Raw genomic sequence first — 16,383 nt, 5'->3', positions numbered from 1 at the left:
GGTTTCGACTGTCGGAAACGGCCTACGACGCGCGGCGGGCGAAGGTTCAGGCGATGTCGCGCAGCGCGTCGGCCAGCACGCGCAGTTCTTGCACGACCCGCGCGACGCACGCGTCGATCGCCGCCGGATCGGCATCGGCGGCGCAGCCGTCGGCGAGCGCCTGCGCCGCACGTTGCACCCCCACCGCCCCGAGGCCGGACGCGTCCCGGGCCAGCTGCTGCGCGCAGGCGGCTGCGCCGGCCGCATCGCGCCGATCTCGGGCGATCGCGAACCGGGGCGCGAAATCGGCGTGCCGGCCGCAGAAGTTGGCCAGCAGCCGCTGGTAGAGCTTGTCGTTGCCGCCAACGGCGGCGCGACCCGCGTCCGCATCGAGACACGCCGACGCATCCGTCGAGGCCAGCGGCGACACGGCGACCGGCGCCGCGACCGCCTCGGCCGGCGCCGCCCCGCCGGAGACCCGCACCCAGCGCGCCAGGGTGTCGAACAGCGCCTGCACGTCGATCGGCTTGGCCAGGTGGTCGTCCATGCCGGCGGCCCGCGCCTTGTCCAGGTCGCCGGTCATCGTGCTGGCCGTCAGCGCGATGATCGGCAAGCCGGCGAAGCGCGGATCGCGGCGGATCGCGCGGGTCGCGTCGTAGCCATCGAGCACCGGCATCTGGCAGTCCATCAGCACGCCGTCGAACATCTGCTCGTTCAGCAGCTGCAGCGCCGCCTCGCCGTCTTCCGCGACGCTGACGTGCACGCCCGCATCGGCCAGCAATTCGGTTACGAGTTCCTGGTTGATCTCGTTGTCGTCGGCCAGCAGGATGCGCGCGCCGGCCAGCTGCCCGCGGTGGTCCCGCAGCGACGCCCGCTGGTGCGCACGCAAACCGCCCGCGACGCTGGGCTCCGCCATCGGCGCCTCATTGGTCCCCGGCCCGGCGTTGATCTCCAGGCCGAACCGTCGCGCGATCTCGTCGATGTCGGCGCTGGCGTCGGCGCCCGGCGTCTGGGTCGCCACTCCGAACACCGCTTCGACGTGGAACGCGCTGCCGCGGCCGACCTGGCTCTCGGCCCACAGCCGGCCTCTCATCAACTCGACCAGCTGCCGGCTGATCGCCAGGCCCAGGCCCGTGCCGCCGCGGTGGCGCGCCGTCGACGCATCGCCCTGCTCGAAGGGCTCGAACACGCGCGCGAGCTGCTCGGGTGTCATGCCGACGCCGGTGTCGCGCACGGTGAAGCGCAGGTGGGCCTCGGTGCCCGCACGTCCGGTCAGCTCGACGCCGACCTCCACGCTGCCGCAGTCGGTGAACTTGACGGCGTTGTTGGTCAGGTTCACCAGCACCTGCCCGAGGCGCAGCGGGTCGCCGACGACCACCGCCGGCAGACCCGTCGCTGCGGCGAAGCGCAGCTTCAACCCCTTGTCGGTGGCCTTCAGCCCGACCACATTGGCGACGTGGTCCAGCACCTCCGTGAGCGCGAACGGGACAGTCTCCATGATGACCTTGCCGGCCTCGATCTTCGAGAAGTCGAGGATATCGTTCAACAGCCCGAGCAGCGACTCCGCCGAGCGCTCGACCTTCTGCACGTAGTTGTGCTGCTGCGGGTTCAGGCCGCTGCGCAGCGCGAGGTGGCTCATGCCGAGGATCGCGTTCATCGGCGTGCGGATCTCGTGGCTCATGTGGGCGAGGAACACGCTCTTGGCGCGGTTCGCATCGGCCGCCTCCTGCTCCGCGCGGCGGCGCTCGAGGTTCTCCTCGCGCAACTCCTCGGTGCGTCGCGCCACCAGCTGCTCCAGGCGTTGGTTCGCATGCGCGTTCTCGTAGGCCACCGCGAACTGCAGGCAGATGAGCCCGAGGGTGTCGAGCTGCTGCGGGTCGAGCGTCGTGTGGGCCTGGCGGTTCTCGAGGTACAGCAGACCGCGCGCCTGTCCGCGGTGGCGGATCGGCAGGCCGGCGATGGAGCGGATGCCGTCCGCGCGGACCTTCGGATCGTGACCGAAGCGTGGATGGTGCTGCACGTCGCGCAGCAGCAGCGGATTCAGGCTGTGGGTCAGGTAGTGGTAGACCGTCAGCGCCACGTGACGGTCCTCGCCGCGCGGCGCGTCGTCCTCGAACCACAGACCGTCGGCACCGAAGCCGGCACGCGCGCGCCAGTCCGCATCGTCGCGCCAGAACAGCACGCCACGGTCGGCGGCGGCGTAGCGCCTGATCTGCTCCAGCAACACCCGCGTCAGCCCGGCCGGGTCACGCTCCTGCGCGAGCACCTGGCTGGCCTGCGTGACGATCTGCAGGTCGAGCAACCCGCCGCCGCTCGCGGCAGGACGCGTCGGCACCGGGAGCAGCACGCCGGCACCGAGCAACTGCCGGGTCTTGCCGGTCGCGCCCCAGGCCTCGTAGGCCTGCAAGGCATCGGCGCGGTACGCGGCCGCCGCGCGGAACGCACCGTGGTCTGCATGGAACCCGCCCGCAAGCTCGCAGGCCAGCGCGTGATGGTACGGACGCTGGTGCTGGAGCGAGCGCTCGATCGCGCGCTCGAAGGCGGCGGTGGCGCCGGCCACGTCGCCTTGCGCCCACGCGTGCAGCGCCCACACCAGGTCGTGGGTGTGACCGAAGTTGACGGGCGATTCGGCGGCACGCCGCGCCAGCCAGTCGAGCAGCGGCCGGAGCTCGGCGAGCAGGCGGTCCCGATCCTCGTCGGCCATTCGCAGCGCAGTGCACAACGCCAGCGCATGCACCCAGCGCTGCAGGTAGCCCACGTAGTGGCCCGCCACGCTGTCGAGCAGCCCGGCGGCGCCGCGCGCCTCGCGCAGCGCAAGATCCCAGTCGCCGAACAGCGTCGCGGCCACGGCCTGCCAGGTCGCGAGGTAGGCCCGGGTCGCCTGTTCGGTCGGCCCGGTCTCCACCGCATCGAAGCGCCCGGCGACGCGCGTCTGGCCCGCCATGCAGGCGACGAACTGCCGGTAGGCGATGCGGCAGCCGAGCGGTCCGCGGGCGCGCACGCCGCGCGCGACGCTGCGCAGGCTCTGGGTCACATCGGCAAGGTTCAGCGCGCACTCGAGCGCCACAGCGCCGAGCGTGACCTGAGTCGCGGCCTCGAGCTCGGGCTGGCCGGCCTCACGCGCGAGCTCGTTCGCCTGGCGCGCGTAGCTGCCGCAGCGCTCGAGCGGTTCGAGCCAGTGTCCCAGCAGCAGCGCCTTGCGGTGGTGGACACCCGGCGCGAGCCAGGGCGAGGGATGCCGCGCGAACAGGCGCAAGCCGGCCTGCGCGATCGCGCGGCCGAGCACGAAGTCCTCCGGCGCGTCGCCCAGCGGGATGCACTCGAGCATGGCCAGCGGCAAGGTCGGGAACCATCCGAGCTCGAAGCCCAGGCGCACGGCGCGCAGCCGCGCCCAGGCCGCGATCTCGGCCTGGGTGGCGGAGGCGGCGAGCTGGGCGGCGATGAGCACGGCGCCGATGTGCGCCTGAGCCGAATCGGCCATCGGCTCCAGGTGATCGAAGCGTTCGATGCCGTGCGTGCCGATCAGCGCGCGCAATGCGCGCGCCTCCGCCTCGCGCGCGGCCGACCAGCCGGCGGCCGCGGGAAGCCGCAGGCCAAGCGCGCGGACCGTGCCGAGCCCGAGGATGACCGCGGCCGGATCGTGGCCGCGCCGCGAGAGGGCACCGAGCTGCTGCAAGGTGGCTGGCGCGAGCTGCAGCGGGCTCGGCGCCACGCCGCCGTCGAGCCCGGCCTCCAGCCGCGCGTAGACCGCGTCGGCCTCGTCGTAGCGCTGGAGTCGGCACAGCAAGGCGTGCCTCAACTCGTGGATGCGGTAGCAGCGGGCGGCATCCGGGCGCGCATGGGCAGCGAGCGCGCGGGCGCCCTCCACGCTGCGCAATGCCCGCGCGGGATCGCCCTGCTGCAGCGCGGCGCGTCCGCCGCAGATCAGGCGCTCGACGATCCGTTCGCGCTCGTCGGCGTCCGTCTCCGGCCCGTCGAGCAGTGCGAGCGCCCCCAGATCGTGCTCGGCCACGGCCGCCGGATCGACCGGCGGGACGCGCGCTCCCAGCGCGCGGGCGAACGCGAGATGCCAGCGCGCACGCGCGGGCGGGTCGAGCAGTGCATCCGCGGCCTGCTGCATGCGGTGGTGGCTGAAGCGCAGCGCGGCGGCCCCGTGCGGCGCTGCGATGGAGATCAGCAGGCCGCGCTGGAGCAGCGGCTGCAGCAGTTCGTCGACCCGCTGCACCGGCACGTCGAGCGACGCGGCGAGCAGCGCCACGTCGATGTCGCCGCCCAGGCAGGCACACCCCCCGGCCAACGCTTGTGCGTCGTGCGGCAAGCGCTTGAGCTCGTGCAGAAGGCCGTCCAGCAGGTTCTCGGAGCTCGGCAGCGCCCGCACCGCCGCGGCGTCCCACGTCCACGAATCTCCCGTTCGCTGCAAGTGCCGGGCATCGAACAACTGGCGAACGCATTGCAGCGTGAAGAACGGATTGCCGCGGGTCTTGCGGTGCAACGCTGCCGCCAGCGGCGCCAGCGTGGCGGGCCGCGCATCCAGGACATCGCCGAGCAGTGCGGCGAGGGGTGCGGGGCCCAGCCCGTCGAGGTGGATGGCGGTCACGCGGGTGCCGGCAACGCGCAGCCGGGCGAGCGCCTGGCGCAGCGGATGGCCTGCATCGACGTCGGCGTCGCGCCATGCGGCGACGATCAGCACGCTGCCGCGGCTGTGGTCATTGGCCACCGCCTCCAGCAGTTCGAGCGCGCCGGGATCGGCCCATTGCAAGTCGTCGATGAACAACAGCAGCGCCACGCCGGACAGGCGCACGACGTCCAGCACGCCGCCGATGGCACGGCGCGCGCGGATCGACAGCGGCGTGCCGTCGTCGGCATCGACGGGTGCCGCTTCCCCACCCAGCAGCGGTGCGAGCGCCGGCACCATGCGTTCGAGGAAACCGGCCTGCGCGCCCAGTCGGGACCGCAGCGCCGCGCGCGTCGCCGCGACGCGCCGGGGCGATTCGGACAGCCAGTACTGGGCCACGTCGGCGAGCGCTGCCGTCACCGCGTCCAACGCGCCACGTGGCTGGAACTGATCGTGACCGCCGGCGGCGAAGATGCCGCCGCGCTGCACCACGCTCGGCAACAGGCTGCGCACCAGCGTGGTCTTGCCGACCCCGCCGAAGCCACGAACCGCCACGACCCGCGATGTGTCCGGCGCGCCTGGATCGAACAGGCCGTCCACCAGCGCCTCCAGTCGCGCCCGTTCGGCGCCGCGTCCATGGACATGCAGCGCGGGCGCCGGGGCCGTCCGGTGGCCGCGCGCGCCCGGGACGAAGTCCGTCGCCGCGCGTTCGCCGCGCAGCACCGCAAGAACGAACTCCAGGTCGGGCAACAGGTGTGCCGCGCAGGCGTAGCGTTGCTGCGGGCTCTTGGCGAGCAGCTTGAGCACCACGGCGGCCAGCGCGTCCGGGACCGGTGGCCCGAGCCGCGCTGGCTCGGCAGTGAGCACGGCGTGATGCAGTGCGAGCGGGTCCGTTTCCAAAAACGGCGGCGCGCCGCTGAGCAGCCAGTGCAGCAGCGCGCCGAAGGCGTACCAGTCGGTCTGCGCGTCGATCGTCTCGCCCAATCGACCGGTCTGTTCCGGCGCACTGAACGGCAGCAGTGCTTCGCGCGCGGCGCGGAAGCCGGCGTCTTCGAGGCCGAGCAACGTCAGCGTCTCGCCCGCGGCGTCGACGACCACGACAGACGGGTTGAGGCGGCCGTGCACGACGCCGGCCCGATGCACGCTGTCGAGCGTCCGGGCCAGCGCGATGCCGAGGCGAACGACCTGCCCGACCTCCGCCGGTGTCGACGCGGCGACCGCTGCGCGGGCATCGAGCCGCTCGCCCGCCGGGCGCGACACGATCAGCAGGCCCGAGGCGGCATCGTGGTGCAGCACGCGCGGTACGCCCGCGATGCCTTCGAGCACGTGCAGCGCCTGCGCCTGACGGCGCAGCCGCGCCAGCGCGGCTTCCGACAGGCGCGGCCCGATGGCCACGCTGAACCGGCATGGCACCAGCGCGTCTCCCCAGACTGCGTCGCCCATCAGCAGGTCGGTCTCCTCGGCGGTGATCCGCGGGTCGTTCAATCCCGGCACGGACCAGCGGTCGCTCGCACTGCGCAGGCCCGCGTCGGACCCATCGAGCAGCGCCTCGTAGCCGACGAGGTGGCGCGAGCGCGCGAGCGGCGCCCCCCGGTGCACGCCCCAGCGCGCCGGCAACCGGTCGAGCGTGGGCTCGGACGACGGCGCGGCCGACCCCGGCGCTGCGACGCCGGCCGCCTCGACGACGCAGCCAGGCCCGATCGCGCGCGCCTGCTCCAGCGCCGCTTCCACCATCGCGAGCAAGGCGTCCGCGCGCTGCGGCGGCGCGAACGCACCCTGCCCGATGCAGGCACTGAGGCGCAGCCCGGGTGCGTACAGGCCCAGCGGAAGCGCCACGGTGGTCTGCACGCGCTCGGCGAGTGCCCGGGCCGCGGCGCGGGCGGCGTCGAGGCGCCCTTCGACGGGATCCCACAAGACGAAGCTGTCCGGCCCGGTGCGGGCGCAGCCTCGAGTGCCCAGACCCTGCAGGCGCTCGGCGATGACGCGCAGCAGCTGGTCGCCGATCGCGTGACCGAGGCGATCGTTGACACCTCGGAAATCGTCGATGTCGGCCACGACCGCGACGACCGCGCCGCCCTCACGCGCGAACGCCGCAGCGAGCATGCCTGGCAGCTGATGGCGCGTCGGCAGGCCGGTCAGTGCGTCGTCGGCGAGCGCGGCGCCGGCCTCGCGCCGGATCGTCGCGCGTTCGGCCGTCTGCTGCCCGGCCCATTCCGGCCCGCCGGGGATGTCCAGGATGTGGCCAGTGTCGCGCAGACCGCGCCCACGCATTTCCATGCGCTGGCGCTGCGCATGGACCGCCGCGGCCCGGGCGGGATCGTAGGCGGCACGAAAGACCGTCTCGAGCTGCTGGACGAAGATCAGCGTCGTCGCCGGGAACGCCAGGCGCTCGAACATGTCCCAGGCCTCGCGACCGACCCGCGCGGCCTCGGCGGGCTCGCCGGCCGAGGCCATCAGCCAGGCGAAGTTGGACAGCATCGACGCGACCGTCGCGTTCTCGAGCCGACGGGCCCGCACGGATGCCAGCGCCGCGCCGAACACGGCGCGCATCTCGATCACCGGCGCGCGCCGCACGTCGAGCGCGGCGAGCAGGTTGCGCACCGGGGACAGGATCGCCGGCAGGCAGCCGCTGTGCCGGCCGATGCGGATCGCGATACGGGCGTTCGACTCGAGGCTGCCGATCCCGGCCACGCCGCGTGCGGCGCAATGGGACAGCATCCCGTGGACGTCGCTTCGCCACGCCGCGGCCGCCCGGCTCGAATCGCCGGTCAGCGCACGCAGCAGCGACAGCGACAGATCGGCGGCGCGCTGCGCATCACCTTCCAGACCGGTGACGAGCGCACGCTGGCGCAGCAGCGCCAGTCGGACCTCGCGCGAGACCGGCCCGGCGGCGTCGATCGCGTCCAGCGCATCCATTGCGGCGGCGTACAGGCCTTCGTTCGACAGCACCGTGCAACGCGCGAATGCGAGGCTGATGGCCAACGGGCTGCCGGGCGGGGGATCGAGCCCGATCGCCTCGTCCACGAACGGCGGCAAATCATGGCCGCGGCGTGCGCCATGAAGCGCGTCGAGCGCCAGCGTCAGCGCGCGCGCGTGCCACGCGGTAGCGCGCAGCGCAACGGCAAGTCGTTGGGCGACCGGGGCGATCCGCCAGACCATGTGCGGACCATGGCGCGCGACGAAGCGTTCGGCCTTGTCCAGTTGCGCGACCGGGGTGTCGACCTGCCCGTTCGGCGGGCTGGCGGCGGGCACGCTGTCTGACCGCGCAAACGGGAGGGATGGCTTCAAGAGGCCCGCAGCCTAACGTGAAGTTCGCGACAGTCACAAGGAACCGTGACGCAGTTGGCGCGATTAATTCACCGACCTGTTGCGTCGTTTCCAACCACGCCGCGCGCGTTCGGCACAGATACGACAATGGGGTGCAGATGTCCCTCGGCCGCCCCTTGTTGCCGACCCCCGAGCTGCGGGGTGTTGGCCCGAGAGCGGTTGGTTGACACTGCATTACGATCCTACCCAGACCTGCAGCGCATCTTCACTCCAGCGAGCCCACGGATGGAACCGACCTATTTCGCACAGTACCGCGGCTTCGAGTTTCAGTGCTCTCCCGAGCGACTGGGCGACAACGCCTTCGCGCCGCGGCTGGTGATCTACGACGCATCGGAAGCCGTGACCCTGGAGATCCCGCTCGACGTGCCGACCCCGCCATTCACGAACCCGACCGTCGCCGCCCACCAGGCCTTTGCGCATGGCCGGCGCTGGGTCGATGGCGGCTTCGACGCCGCGATGGCCGCCGCCGCCGGCCGCGGCCCGCAACTGCTCGAACGCTGACTCGCGCAGACGCGTTCGCCACCATCCCGCACGAAGGGCACCGCAAGGTGCCCTTGTCGTTTCAGGCTCCGGCTGCGGGCGGGTCCTCCTCGGCCGGTGACTCGGGATCGAACGGGCGCACGCCGAGACGTCCATTCGCGCGCTCCACCTGCTGGCTCAGCTTGCCGAGCTTGCGGCGCAGTTCGGCCCAGTGGCGGATGCCTTCGTCGACCGGATCGAACGGGTAGTAGCGCTTGTGCGTCCTGTCCTTCGCGGCGGCGAGTGCGAAGCGCACCAGATCGTTCAACTCGAATGCGAGATCGAGCATCTCGCGGCGCGTGTCGGCCACATGGCTGTCGATCAGTTGCTGGCGGCGCGGCGTCATGTCCATTCGGGGGCCCTGAAATGAAAAGAGCCTGTCCCTTGCGGGGCAGGCTCTGATCAGACTTGCGACGTTTTTGGTGGGCGATGAGAGGGTCGAACTCCCGACATCCTCCACGTCAAAGAGGCGCTCTACCACTGAGCTAATCGCCCTAGCCCTCCACTATAGCACAGGCTATTTGCGCCGCACCGAACGCACACCCGCAATGTGCTGAACCAGACCGAGCACGTGCGTGAGACGCGCGGCGTCGGCCACCTCGATCGTGAACGTCATCCACGCGGTACCGCCGCCCGAGTCCTTGACCGACTGGGTCTTCACGCCGGTCACGTTCATCTTCTCCTTGGCGAACAGTTCGGTGATGTCGCGCAGCAACCCCTGGCGGTCCGCTGCCTCGACCATCACGTCGACCGGGTAGAGCGCCGCCTTGTCGCCGCGCGGCGCCCCCCATTGCACCGCGATCACGCGCTCGGGCGAGCGCGCCGCCATCTGCCGGAAGTTGGTGCAGCTCGCCCGGTGCACTGCGACGCCCTTGCCCCGCGTCACGTAGCCGCCGATCGCGTCCGGCGGCGCCGGGCGGCAGCAACGCGCCAGGCTCGTCATCAGCGACTCGACGCCGACCACCAGCACGCCGCTCTTGGGCGCCGTGGTCGACGGTCGGCGCAACGCGATCAGGTCGTCCGGCGTCGGCAGCGCCTCGACCGGGCGCAGCAGCGTCTCGATGTTGCGCAGCGAATACTCGTCCTTGCCGACGACCTCGAACAGGGCATCGGCGTTGCGGAAGCCCAGCTGCGCGGCCAGGTCGTCGAGCTTGATCGCGGTCTTGCCCTCCCGCTGCAACAGCTTCTCGACCGATTCGCGGCCGCGCGCGATGGTCTCCTTCTGCGCCTGCAGGTTGAACCAGGCGCGCACCTTGGCGCGGGCGCGGTGGCTCTTCAGGTAGCCGAGCTCGGCGTTGAGCCAGTCGAGCGACGGGCCGCCCTCCTTCGCGACAATCACGTCCACCGTCTGGCCGCTGCGCAGCGCCGTGTTCAGCGGCACCATCGCGCCGTCGACCCGCGCGCCGCGACAGCGGTGGCCGAGGTCGGTGTGAAGGGTGTACGCGAAATCGACCGGCGTCGCGCCGGCGGGCAGCTCGACGACCGCGGCGGCGGGCGTGAACACGTAGATGCGGTCCTCGGCCGCTCCACCGGCAACCGGGCCGGCAGGGTGCTCCGGCGCCGCGGTGTCCCGCTCCCAGGCCAGCAACTGGCGCAGCACGGCCTTGCGGGCTTCGGCGATGCGCGCCTGCTGGTCCGCATCGGCAACGACGCCGGCATAGCCCTTCGCCCCCGCATCCTTGTAGGCCCAGTGCGCCGCGACGCCGTGCTCGGCGTGCTCGTGCATCGCCTGCGTGCGGATCTGCACCTCCACCGCGCGGTCGTCGTCGTCGAGCACCACGGTGTGCAGCGACTGGTAGCCGTTCGGCTTGGGCCGCTCGATGTAGTCGTCGAATTCGCCGGTCACCGGGCGGAACAGCTCGTGGACGCGCCCGAGCGCCGCGTAGCAGCGCGGCACATCGGGGACGATCACCCGCACCGCGCGCACGTCCAGCACCTGCGTGAAATCGAGGCCCTTGCCCTGCATCTTCTTCCAGATGCTGTAAAGGTGCTTGGGCCGGCCCTGGACCTCGGCCGGCAGGCCGTGCGCGCGCAGATCGTCGGCCAGTCGCAGGCGGAAGCGTTCGACCCGCTGCTCGCGTTCCACGCGGCGCTCGTCGAGCAGGCGCGCGACCTGCTGGTAGCGCTCGGGCTCGAGGAAGCGGAACGACAGGTCTTCCAGCTCCCACTTGATCTGCCAGATGCCGAGCCGGTTCGCGAGCGGCGCGAAGACCTGCAGCGACTCGGCCGCCAGCGCCGGCGTGCACGGCGTCTTCGTCGCCGCGAAGAAGCGCAGGGTCTGCAGTCGCGATGCCAGCCGCAGCAGCACCACCCGCAGGTCACGCGAGAACGCGAGCAGCATCTTGCGCACCCGCTCGGTCTGCTGCGCGCGTGCCTCGGTGCCGAGTTGCGCCTCGCGCGCGGCGCGCTGCAACTGGACCAGCTTGCGGGTGTTGACGACGAGGCTGGCGTGCGACGGACCGAACGCCTTGGCGATCACCTCGTCCGGCTTGGTCAGGTAGTCACCGGCGTACACGAGGTAGGCGGCGGCGCGCATCGCCGGCGCGGCGCCGATGCCCTGCAGGATCGCCGCGACCGCGTCGGCATGCGCGAGCGCGTCCTCGCCGGTGTCGAGCAGGCGCCCGTCGAGCAGTGGCTCGGCGAACGCGCGGGCGCGCACCAGCTGCGCTGCTTCCGCGGCGGCGTCGGGATGCTCGTCGATCAGGTGAACGATGGGCGCGGCATCGCTGCGCGCGTCCAGCACGCCGGTCTTCATGCGGTGGGGTCGGGCTCCAGCAGGAAGCGGCGCACGGCGTCGACCTGCTCTGCCGCGACGAGGGTCGGCGCGTGGCCCACGCCGGCGAATTCGATCAGCCGCGCGCGCGGCCCGCGTTCGGTCATGGCCTGGGCGGTCTCGCGCGCCAGCAGGTCGGATTCGGCGCCGCGCAGCAACAGCGTCGGGCAGCGCACGGCGTCGTAGGCCGCCCAAGTCATCTTCTCGCCGGCAGCGGCGATCTCGGGCGTCATCGCCCGGATCGGCACCGCGATCGCGGGGTCGTAGTGGAGCTTGAAGCCGTCGCCATCGGCCGTCAGCATCGGCCGCGACAGCGCGAGCCATTGCTCGCGCGTGTGCGGGCCGAAAGTCGCGGAGATCGTCTGTAGATAGTCCGCGGCCTCGTCGACGCTGGCCCAGCGCAGCGGCTGGCCGAGGTAGCCGCTGATGCGGCGCAGCGCCTCGAAGCGGATCGCCGGGCCGACGTCGTTCAGCACCAGCCTGGCGATCGGCGTCTTCGGCAGCGACGCGAGGCCCATGCCGATCAGCCCGCCCATCGAGGTGCCGACCCAATGCACGGTCTGCGCATTCAGCCGGGCCAGCAGCGTAACCATGTCCGCCACGTACGCCGGGATCGCGTAGCCGGCCGGGTCGGCCAGCCAGTCGGAATGGCCGCGGCCGACCACGTCGGGGCAGACCACGCGGTACTCGCCGCGCAGTGCGCGGGCCAGCGTGTCGAAGTCGCGCGCCTGGCGGCCGACGCCGTGCACGCACACCAGCACCTTCGGGTTCGCGGCGTCGCCCCACTCCCAGTAGGCCATGCGGTGCAGCCCGCGCGCGCCCAGGCACTGGACGTGATTGAGGCGGGGTTCGTCGGCGGCGCGGCGGTCGGCTTCGTTCATGCCGACGATCGTAAGCCCTGCTCGCGCGCCGCAGCGGCGCCGACGCGGTGCCCTACTTCGTCATCTGCACCGTGCCGTTGACGTTGACCATCACCACGCCCTTGCCCGGCTCGACCGGCAGGGCCTCGTCGGCCGGGGCCGGTGCGGCGCGCGCCGACATCGCCAGCACGCGCGGCATCGGCTGCTGCTCGTTGCTCGACACGTTGACCTCGCGGATCGTGTAGCCGGCATAGCCGAATTGCCGCGCGTACTCGGCGGCCTTGGCGCGGTAGCGCGCGATCGCCTGCGCGGCGACCTCGCCTTCGGAATTCTCGCGCAGCTCGCGCGACAGCGCATAGCCGACACGGTTGATGGTCAACGTCGTGATCCTGCCGGTGAGCTGGCCGATCGCCTGCATGTCGCGGCCCTCGACGATCAATTCGGCGCTGCCCTGCCAGCCATTGGCGGCGCCCTTCGACGTGTAGCGTGGCGAGAGCGAGAAGTTGCCGGTCTGCACCTCGACCTGCCCGGGCCGCGCCGCCTTCTTCGCCTCGGCCAGCGCGGCGTCGAGCGCCTGCTTCAGTTGCGCCTGGACTGCTGCCGCGTCAGGGCCTTCGCGGGTGGTGTTGAAGGTGATGCTCAGCAGGTCGCGCACGACCTCCAGGCTCGCGCTGCTCGACAGGCTGACGACGCCCTGCGGGGGGGGCGCCTCCGCCGACCAGGCGAACGGCGCGACGAGCGCGAGCAGCAGCGCCGCGCCGCGAGGAAGGGAATGCAATGACATGGCGAAACCTCCGTTTGACGATGCAGGCTTATACGTTCAGCCCCGGTCGACGGGGTGAAATCCCGGGGGAAAAGCATTTGTAACAGGTGGTCAAACCGGGCAGAATCGGCTTGGTTTCGTGTCCAAAATCGGCTCTGTTACAAATTTGGAGCTGAATGCATGACCGCTGTTGCCAACCCGCGCCCCGACCGAGTGGTCGTCGTCGATGACGACGCCCGCATTCGCGACCTGCTGCGCCGCTATCTGACGCAGGAAGGTTTCGAGGTGCTGCTCGCCGAAGACGCGAAGGCACTGAACCGCCTGCTGACCCGCGAGACGGTGCACCTGATCGTGCTCGACCTGATGCTGCCTGGCGAGGACGGCCTCTCGATCTGCCGCCGCCTGCGCGCCGCGAACGACCTGACCCCGATCATCATGCTGACCGCCAAGGTCGAGGATGTGGACCGCATCGTCGGCCTGGAGGTCGGGGCCGACGACTACCTGCCCAAGCCGTTCAATCCGCGTGAACTGCTGGCGCGCATCCACGCGGTGCTGCGCCGCCGGCCGACGCTGGAGGCGCCCGGCGCGCCGGCGCTCGAAGCCCAGACGGTGACGTTCGGCCCGTTCGAGTTCGACCTGGCGCTGCGCCGACTGAGCAAGGAAGGCGAGCAGATCGCACTGACGACCGGCGAGTTCTCGATGCTGAAGGCGCTGGTGCGCCACCCGCGCCAGCCACTGTCGCGCGACAAGCTCGCCCAGCTGGCGCGCGGTCGCGAATTCGAGCCGTTCGACCGCAGCCTGGACGTGCAGATCTCGCGCCTGCGCAAGATGATCGAGCCCGACCCGGCACAGCCGCGCTACATCCAGACCGTCTGGGGCGTGGGCTACGTGTTCGTTCCGGACGGCGCGGCGTGAGCGCGTCCGCGAACTGACCAACGGCTCCCTCGGGAGCCGTTGTCCTGTCTGGTAGCCTGAAACCCGATGAAGCCCAAAAAAGTCGCGCTCAGCCTGTTCTGGCGCACCTTCTTCCTGATCGCGCTGCTGCTCGTCGGCGGCGTCTTCGCCTGGACCCAGACCTTCCGGGCGCTCGAGATCGAGCCGCGCGCGACGCAGCAGGGGCAGCAGATCGCGGGCCTGGTGAAGCTGGCGCGTGCGGCGCTGCAATCGAGCGACGGGATCAACCGCGTCGCGCTGATCAAGGGCATCTCGAACCAGGAGTCGCTGCGCCTCGCGCCGCGTGAGCCGGGCGACAAGTGGGAGCCGTACGAGACCGACCGCGTCACACGCGCGATCGGCCAGGAGCTGCGTCGCGAGCTCGGCCCGGACACCGTGGTCGCCGGCTCGGTCAACGGCTCGCCCGGCCTGTGGGTCGGCTTCTCGATCGAGAAGGACCCGTTCTGGCTGCAGGCCGACCCGAGCCGCGCGGGCCCGATCCTGTGGAACACGCTGACGCTGTGGGTCAGCATGGCGCTGCTCGCCACGGTGCTGGGTTCGGCCGCGATCGCACGCCTGATCAACCAGCCCCTGAAGGAACTGAGCTTCGCCGCCAGCCGCATCCGCGAGGGCGAGTTCGACTCCCGGCTCGACGAGAACACGCTGACCAGCGAGATCCGCCAGGTCAACATGGGCTTCAACCGGATGGCGCGCGAGCTCGCGAAGGTCGAACAGGACCGGGCGGTCATGCTTGCCGGCATCTCGCACGACCTGCGCACGCCGCTGGCCCGGCTGCGGCTGGAAGCCGAGATGAGCGTGCACGACGAAGAGGCCAAGCAGAACATGGCGCTCGACATCGACCAGTTGGACGCCATCATCGACAAGTTCATGGACTACGCGCGACCGGGCGACTCGGTGATGATGCCGGTGCACCTCAGCAGCGTCGTAGACCGCGAAATGGCGGCGTTCCGCGACCCGGCGCAGATCCGCATCAGCTCGCGCGTGGCGATCGACACCAAGGTGATGGCCGACGACATCGAGCTCGGTCGCGTATTGCAGAACCTGTTCGAGAACGCGCGCCGCTACGGCCGCTCGACCGACACCGGCATCGCGCGCGTCCAGGTGAGCTACGCCCGCACCGGCCCGTGGGTGATCCTGACGGTGCGCGATTTCGGCCAGGGCGCCGACCCGAAGAAGCTCGCGCAACTGACCACCCCGTTCTTCCGCGGCGACGCGGCGCGCACCGCCGCGACCGGCGCCGGCCTGGGGCTGGCGATCGTCGACAAGGCGGTGCAGCGCATGGGCGGCACGTTCGAACTCGCCAACGCACCGGACGGCGGGTTGATGGCGCACATCCGGCTCAAGAAGGCGCCTTGACCGCCCTGCTCCGGCTGGGTCAGCCCTTCCAGAGCATGCAGATCGCGCGCGCCTCGATCGCCTGGCCGAGCCCGACAGGGCCCATCTTTTCGGCGGTCTTGGCCTTCACGCTGACCTGATCCACCGCGACGCCGATCGCCTGCGCGACGCGCTGGCGCATGCCGAGGATGTGCGGCGCCATCTTCGGCGCCTGCGCGATGATCGTGCTGTCCACGTTGCCGATCAGCCAGCCGGCGCCCCGCACGCGGCGCGCCGCCTCCGCCAGCAGCGCGAGCGAGTCGGCGCCCTTGTACTGCGCGTCGGTGTCGGGAAAGTGGAAGCCGATGTCGCCCATCGCCACGGCACCGAACAGCGCGTCGGTGATCGCGTGGCAGAGCGCGTCGGCATCCGAGTGCCCCATCAGCCCGTGGGTGTGCGGGATCTCGACGCCGCCGAGCACGAGTCGCCGGCCCTCGACCAGCGCATGCGTGTCCCAGCCCTCGCCAATGCGCCACAGGGGTGGTTTGATGCGGGGTCCGTTCATGGGCGTGTTCTCAGCAGTCGTTCGGCCAGCGCGAAGTCGGCTGGCCAGGTGATCTTGAAGTTCTCGGCCGAGCAAGCGACCAGCTTCGGCGCGTGGCCGAGCGCCTCGATCGCGCTGGCCTCGTCCGTGACGTTGGCGCCGGCGTGGTCGAGCGCGTCGCGCAGCAGGCCGATGCGGAACATCTGCGGGGTCTGCGCCTGCCATTTGCCGCGGCGGTCGATCGTCGCGCTGACTCGGCCCTCCTGCTCCGACTTCAGCGTGTCGGCGATCGGCAGCGCGAGCAGGCCGCCGACCGGGTCGTCGATGCAGGCGCCGATCAGCGCATCGATCCACTCGGGGCGGACCAGGCAGCGCGCGGCGTCGTGCACCAGCACCCAGTCGGTCGCGCGCGCGCCGCGGGCCAGCAGCGCGTCCAGGCCGTTGCGCACGGTCTGCGCGCGGGTCGCGCCGCCGACTGCCGCGGCGGTCGCGCCGGTGCCGGCCAGATGTGCAACGTGCTGCGCATCGGCGGGGTTCACGACCACCAGCACCGCCGTCAGCCGTTCGACCTGCTGCAGCGCCGCGAGCGTGTGGCCGAGCAGGCTGCGGCCGGCCAGTGTCGCGTACTGCTTGGGACCACCCGCCGCGGCGCGCTCGCCCACACCGGCGCTGGGAACGAGGGCGTACAGGCGGGGCAGGGCTTCCGGGATGGAGGTCGGCGTCATCGGCGCGCGA

10 protein-coding genes and 1 tRNA gene are annotated in these 16,383 nt (G+C 71.6%); 3 read left to right on the top strand and 8 right to left on the bottom strand.

Translation table 11 applies throughout. The annotated features are described in order from the left end of the window. Positions 1-46: 46 nt before the first annotated feature. The gene (locus ACWH49_RS21705; protein WP_448173346.1) at positions 47-7,846 is read right to left on the bottom strand and encodes an ATP-binding protein; all 7,800 of its coding nucleotides are present in this window, start codon (positions 7,844-7,846) and stop codon (positions 47-49) included. A gap of 300 nt (positions 7,847-8,146) precedes the next feature. On the opposite strand from ACWH49_RS21705, the gene ACWH49_RS21700 reads away from it, so the two are divergent. Then, positions 8,147-8,422 (top strand): hypothetical protein, encoded by a 276-nt coding sequence (locus ACWH49_RS21700; RefSeq protein ID WP_056468928.1) that lies wholly within the window; start codon positions 8,147-8,149, stop codon positions 8,420-8,422. Positions 8,423-8,483: 61 nt separating this feature from the next. Here ACWH49_RS21700 and ACWH49_RS21695 read toward each other — a convergent pair whose 3' ends face one another. The 5 genes from ACWH49_RS21695 to ACWH49_RS21675 all read right to left on the bottom strand — a co-directional run bounded on the left by ACWH49_RS21695 (position 8,484) and on the right by ACWH49_RS21675 (position 12,857). Then, positions 8,484-8,792 (bottom strand): hypothetical protein, encoded by a 309-nt coding sequence (locus tag ACWH49_RS21695; RefSeq protein WP_448173345.1) that lies wholly within the window; start codon positions 8,790-8,792, stop codon positions 8,484-8,486. Positions 8,793-8,860: 68 nt separating this feature from the next. Next, a tRNA-Val gene (locus ACWH49_RS21690) sits at positions 8,861-8,935 on the bottom strand. 22 nt (positions 8,936-8,957) lie between these two features. Continuing rightward, positions 8,958-11,195 carry a RelA/SpoT family protein gene (locus tag ACWH49_RS21685; protein ID WP_448173344.1) on the bottom strand — a complete coding sequence of 746 codons (2,238 nt, stop codon included), beginning with the start codon at positions 11,193-11,195 and terminating at the stop codon, positions 8,958-8,960. Beyond that, positions 11,192-12,094, bottom strand: a complete 903-nt coding sequence (locus tag ACWH49_RS21680) for an alpha/beta fold hydrolase (protein WP_448173343.1) — start codon at positions 12,092-12,094, stop codon at positions 11,192-11,194. The genes ACWH49_RS21685 and ACWH49_RS21680 overlap by 4 nt, the downstream gene beginning before the upstream one ends. 52 nt (positions 12,095-12,146) lie before the next feature. Then, positions 12,147-12,857 (bottom strand): SIMPL domain-containing protein, encoded by a 711-nt coding sequence (locus tag ACWH49_RS21675; RefSeq protein WP_448173342.1) that lies wholly within the window; start codon positions 12,855-12,857, stop codon positions 12,147-12,149. A gap of 159 nt (positions 12,858-13,016) precedes the next feature. Here ACWH49_RS21675 and ompR point away from each other — a divergent pair, with 159 nt between their 5' ends. Continuing rightward, positions 13,017-13,751 carry an osmolarity response regulator transcription factor OmpR gene (ompR, locus tag ACWH49_RS21670; RefSeq protein ID WP_448173341.1) on the top strand — a complete coding sequence of 245 codons (735 nt, stop codon included), beginning with the start codon at positions 13,017-13,019 and terminating at the stop codon, positions 13,749-13,751. Between the two features lie 66 nt (positions 13,752-13,817). Then, positions 13,818-15,146 (top strand): ATP-binding protein, encoded by a 1,329-nt coding sequence (locus ACWH49_RS21665; protein WP_448173340.1) that lies wholly within the window; start codon positions 13,818-13,820, stop codon positions 15,144-15,146. 19 nt (positions 15,147-15,165) lie between these two features. On the opposite strand, the gene ispF is transcribed toward ACWH49_RS21665, so the two are convergent. Both ispF and ispD read right to left on the bottom strand, forming a co-directional pair. Next, positions 15,166-15,669, bottom strand: a complete 504-nt coding sequence (ispF, locus tag ACWH49_RS21660) for a 2-C-methyl-D-erythritol 2,4-cyclodiphosphate synthase (protein ID WP_448173339.1) — start codon at positions 15,667-15,669, stop codon at positions 15,166-15,168. Then, a complete protein-coding gene (gene ispD, locus ACWH49_RS21655) occupies positions 15,666-16,373 on the bottom strand; it encodes a 2-C-methyl-D-erythritol 4-phosphate cytidylyltransferase (protein WP_448173338.1) in 708 nt (235 codons plus the stop codon). Before ispD ends, ispF begins: the two co-directional genes overlap by 4 nt. Positions 16,374-16,383 lie beyond the last annotated feature (10 nt).

The organism is Rhizobacter fulvus (genome assembly GCF_964020785.1).
This window is presented reverse-complemented; position numbering and strand designations above follow the sequence as displayed.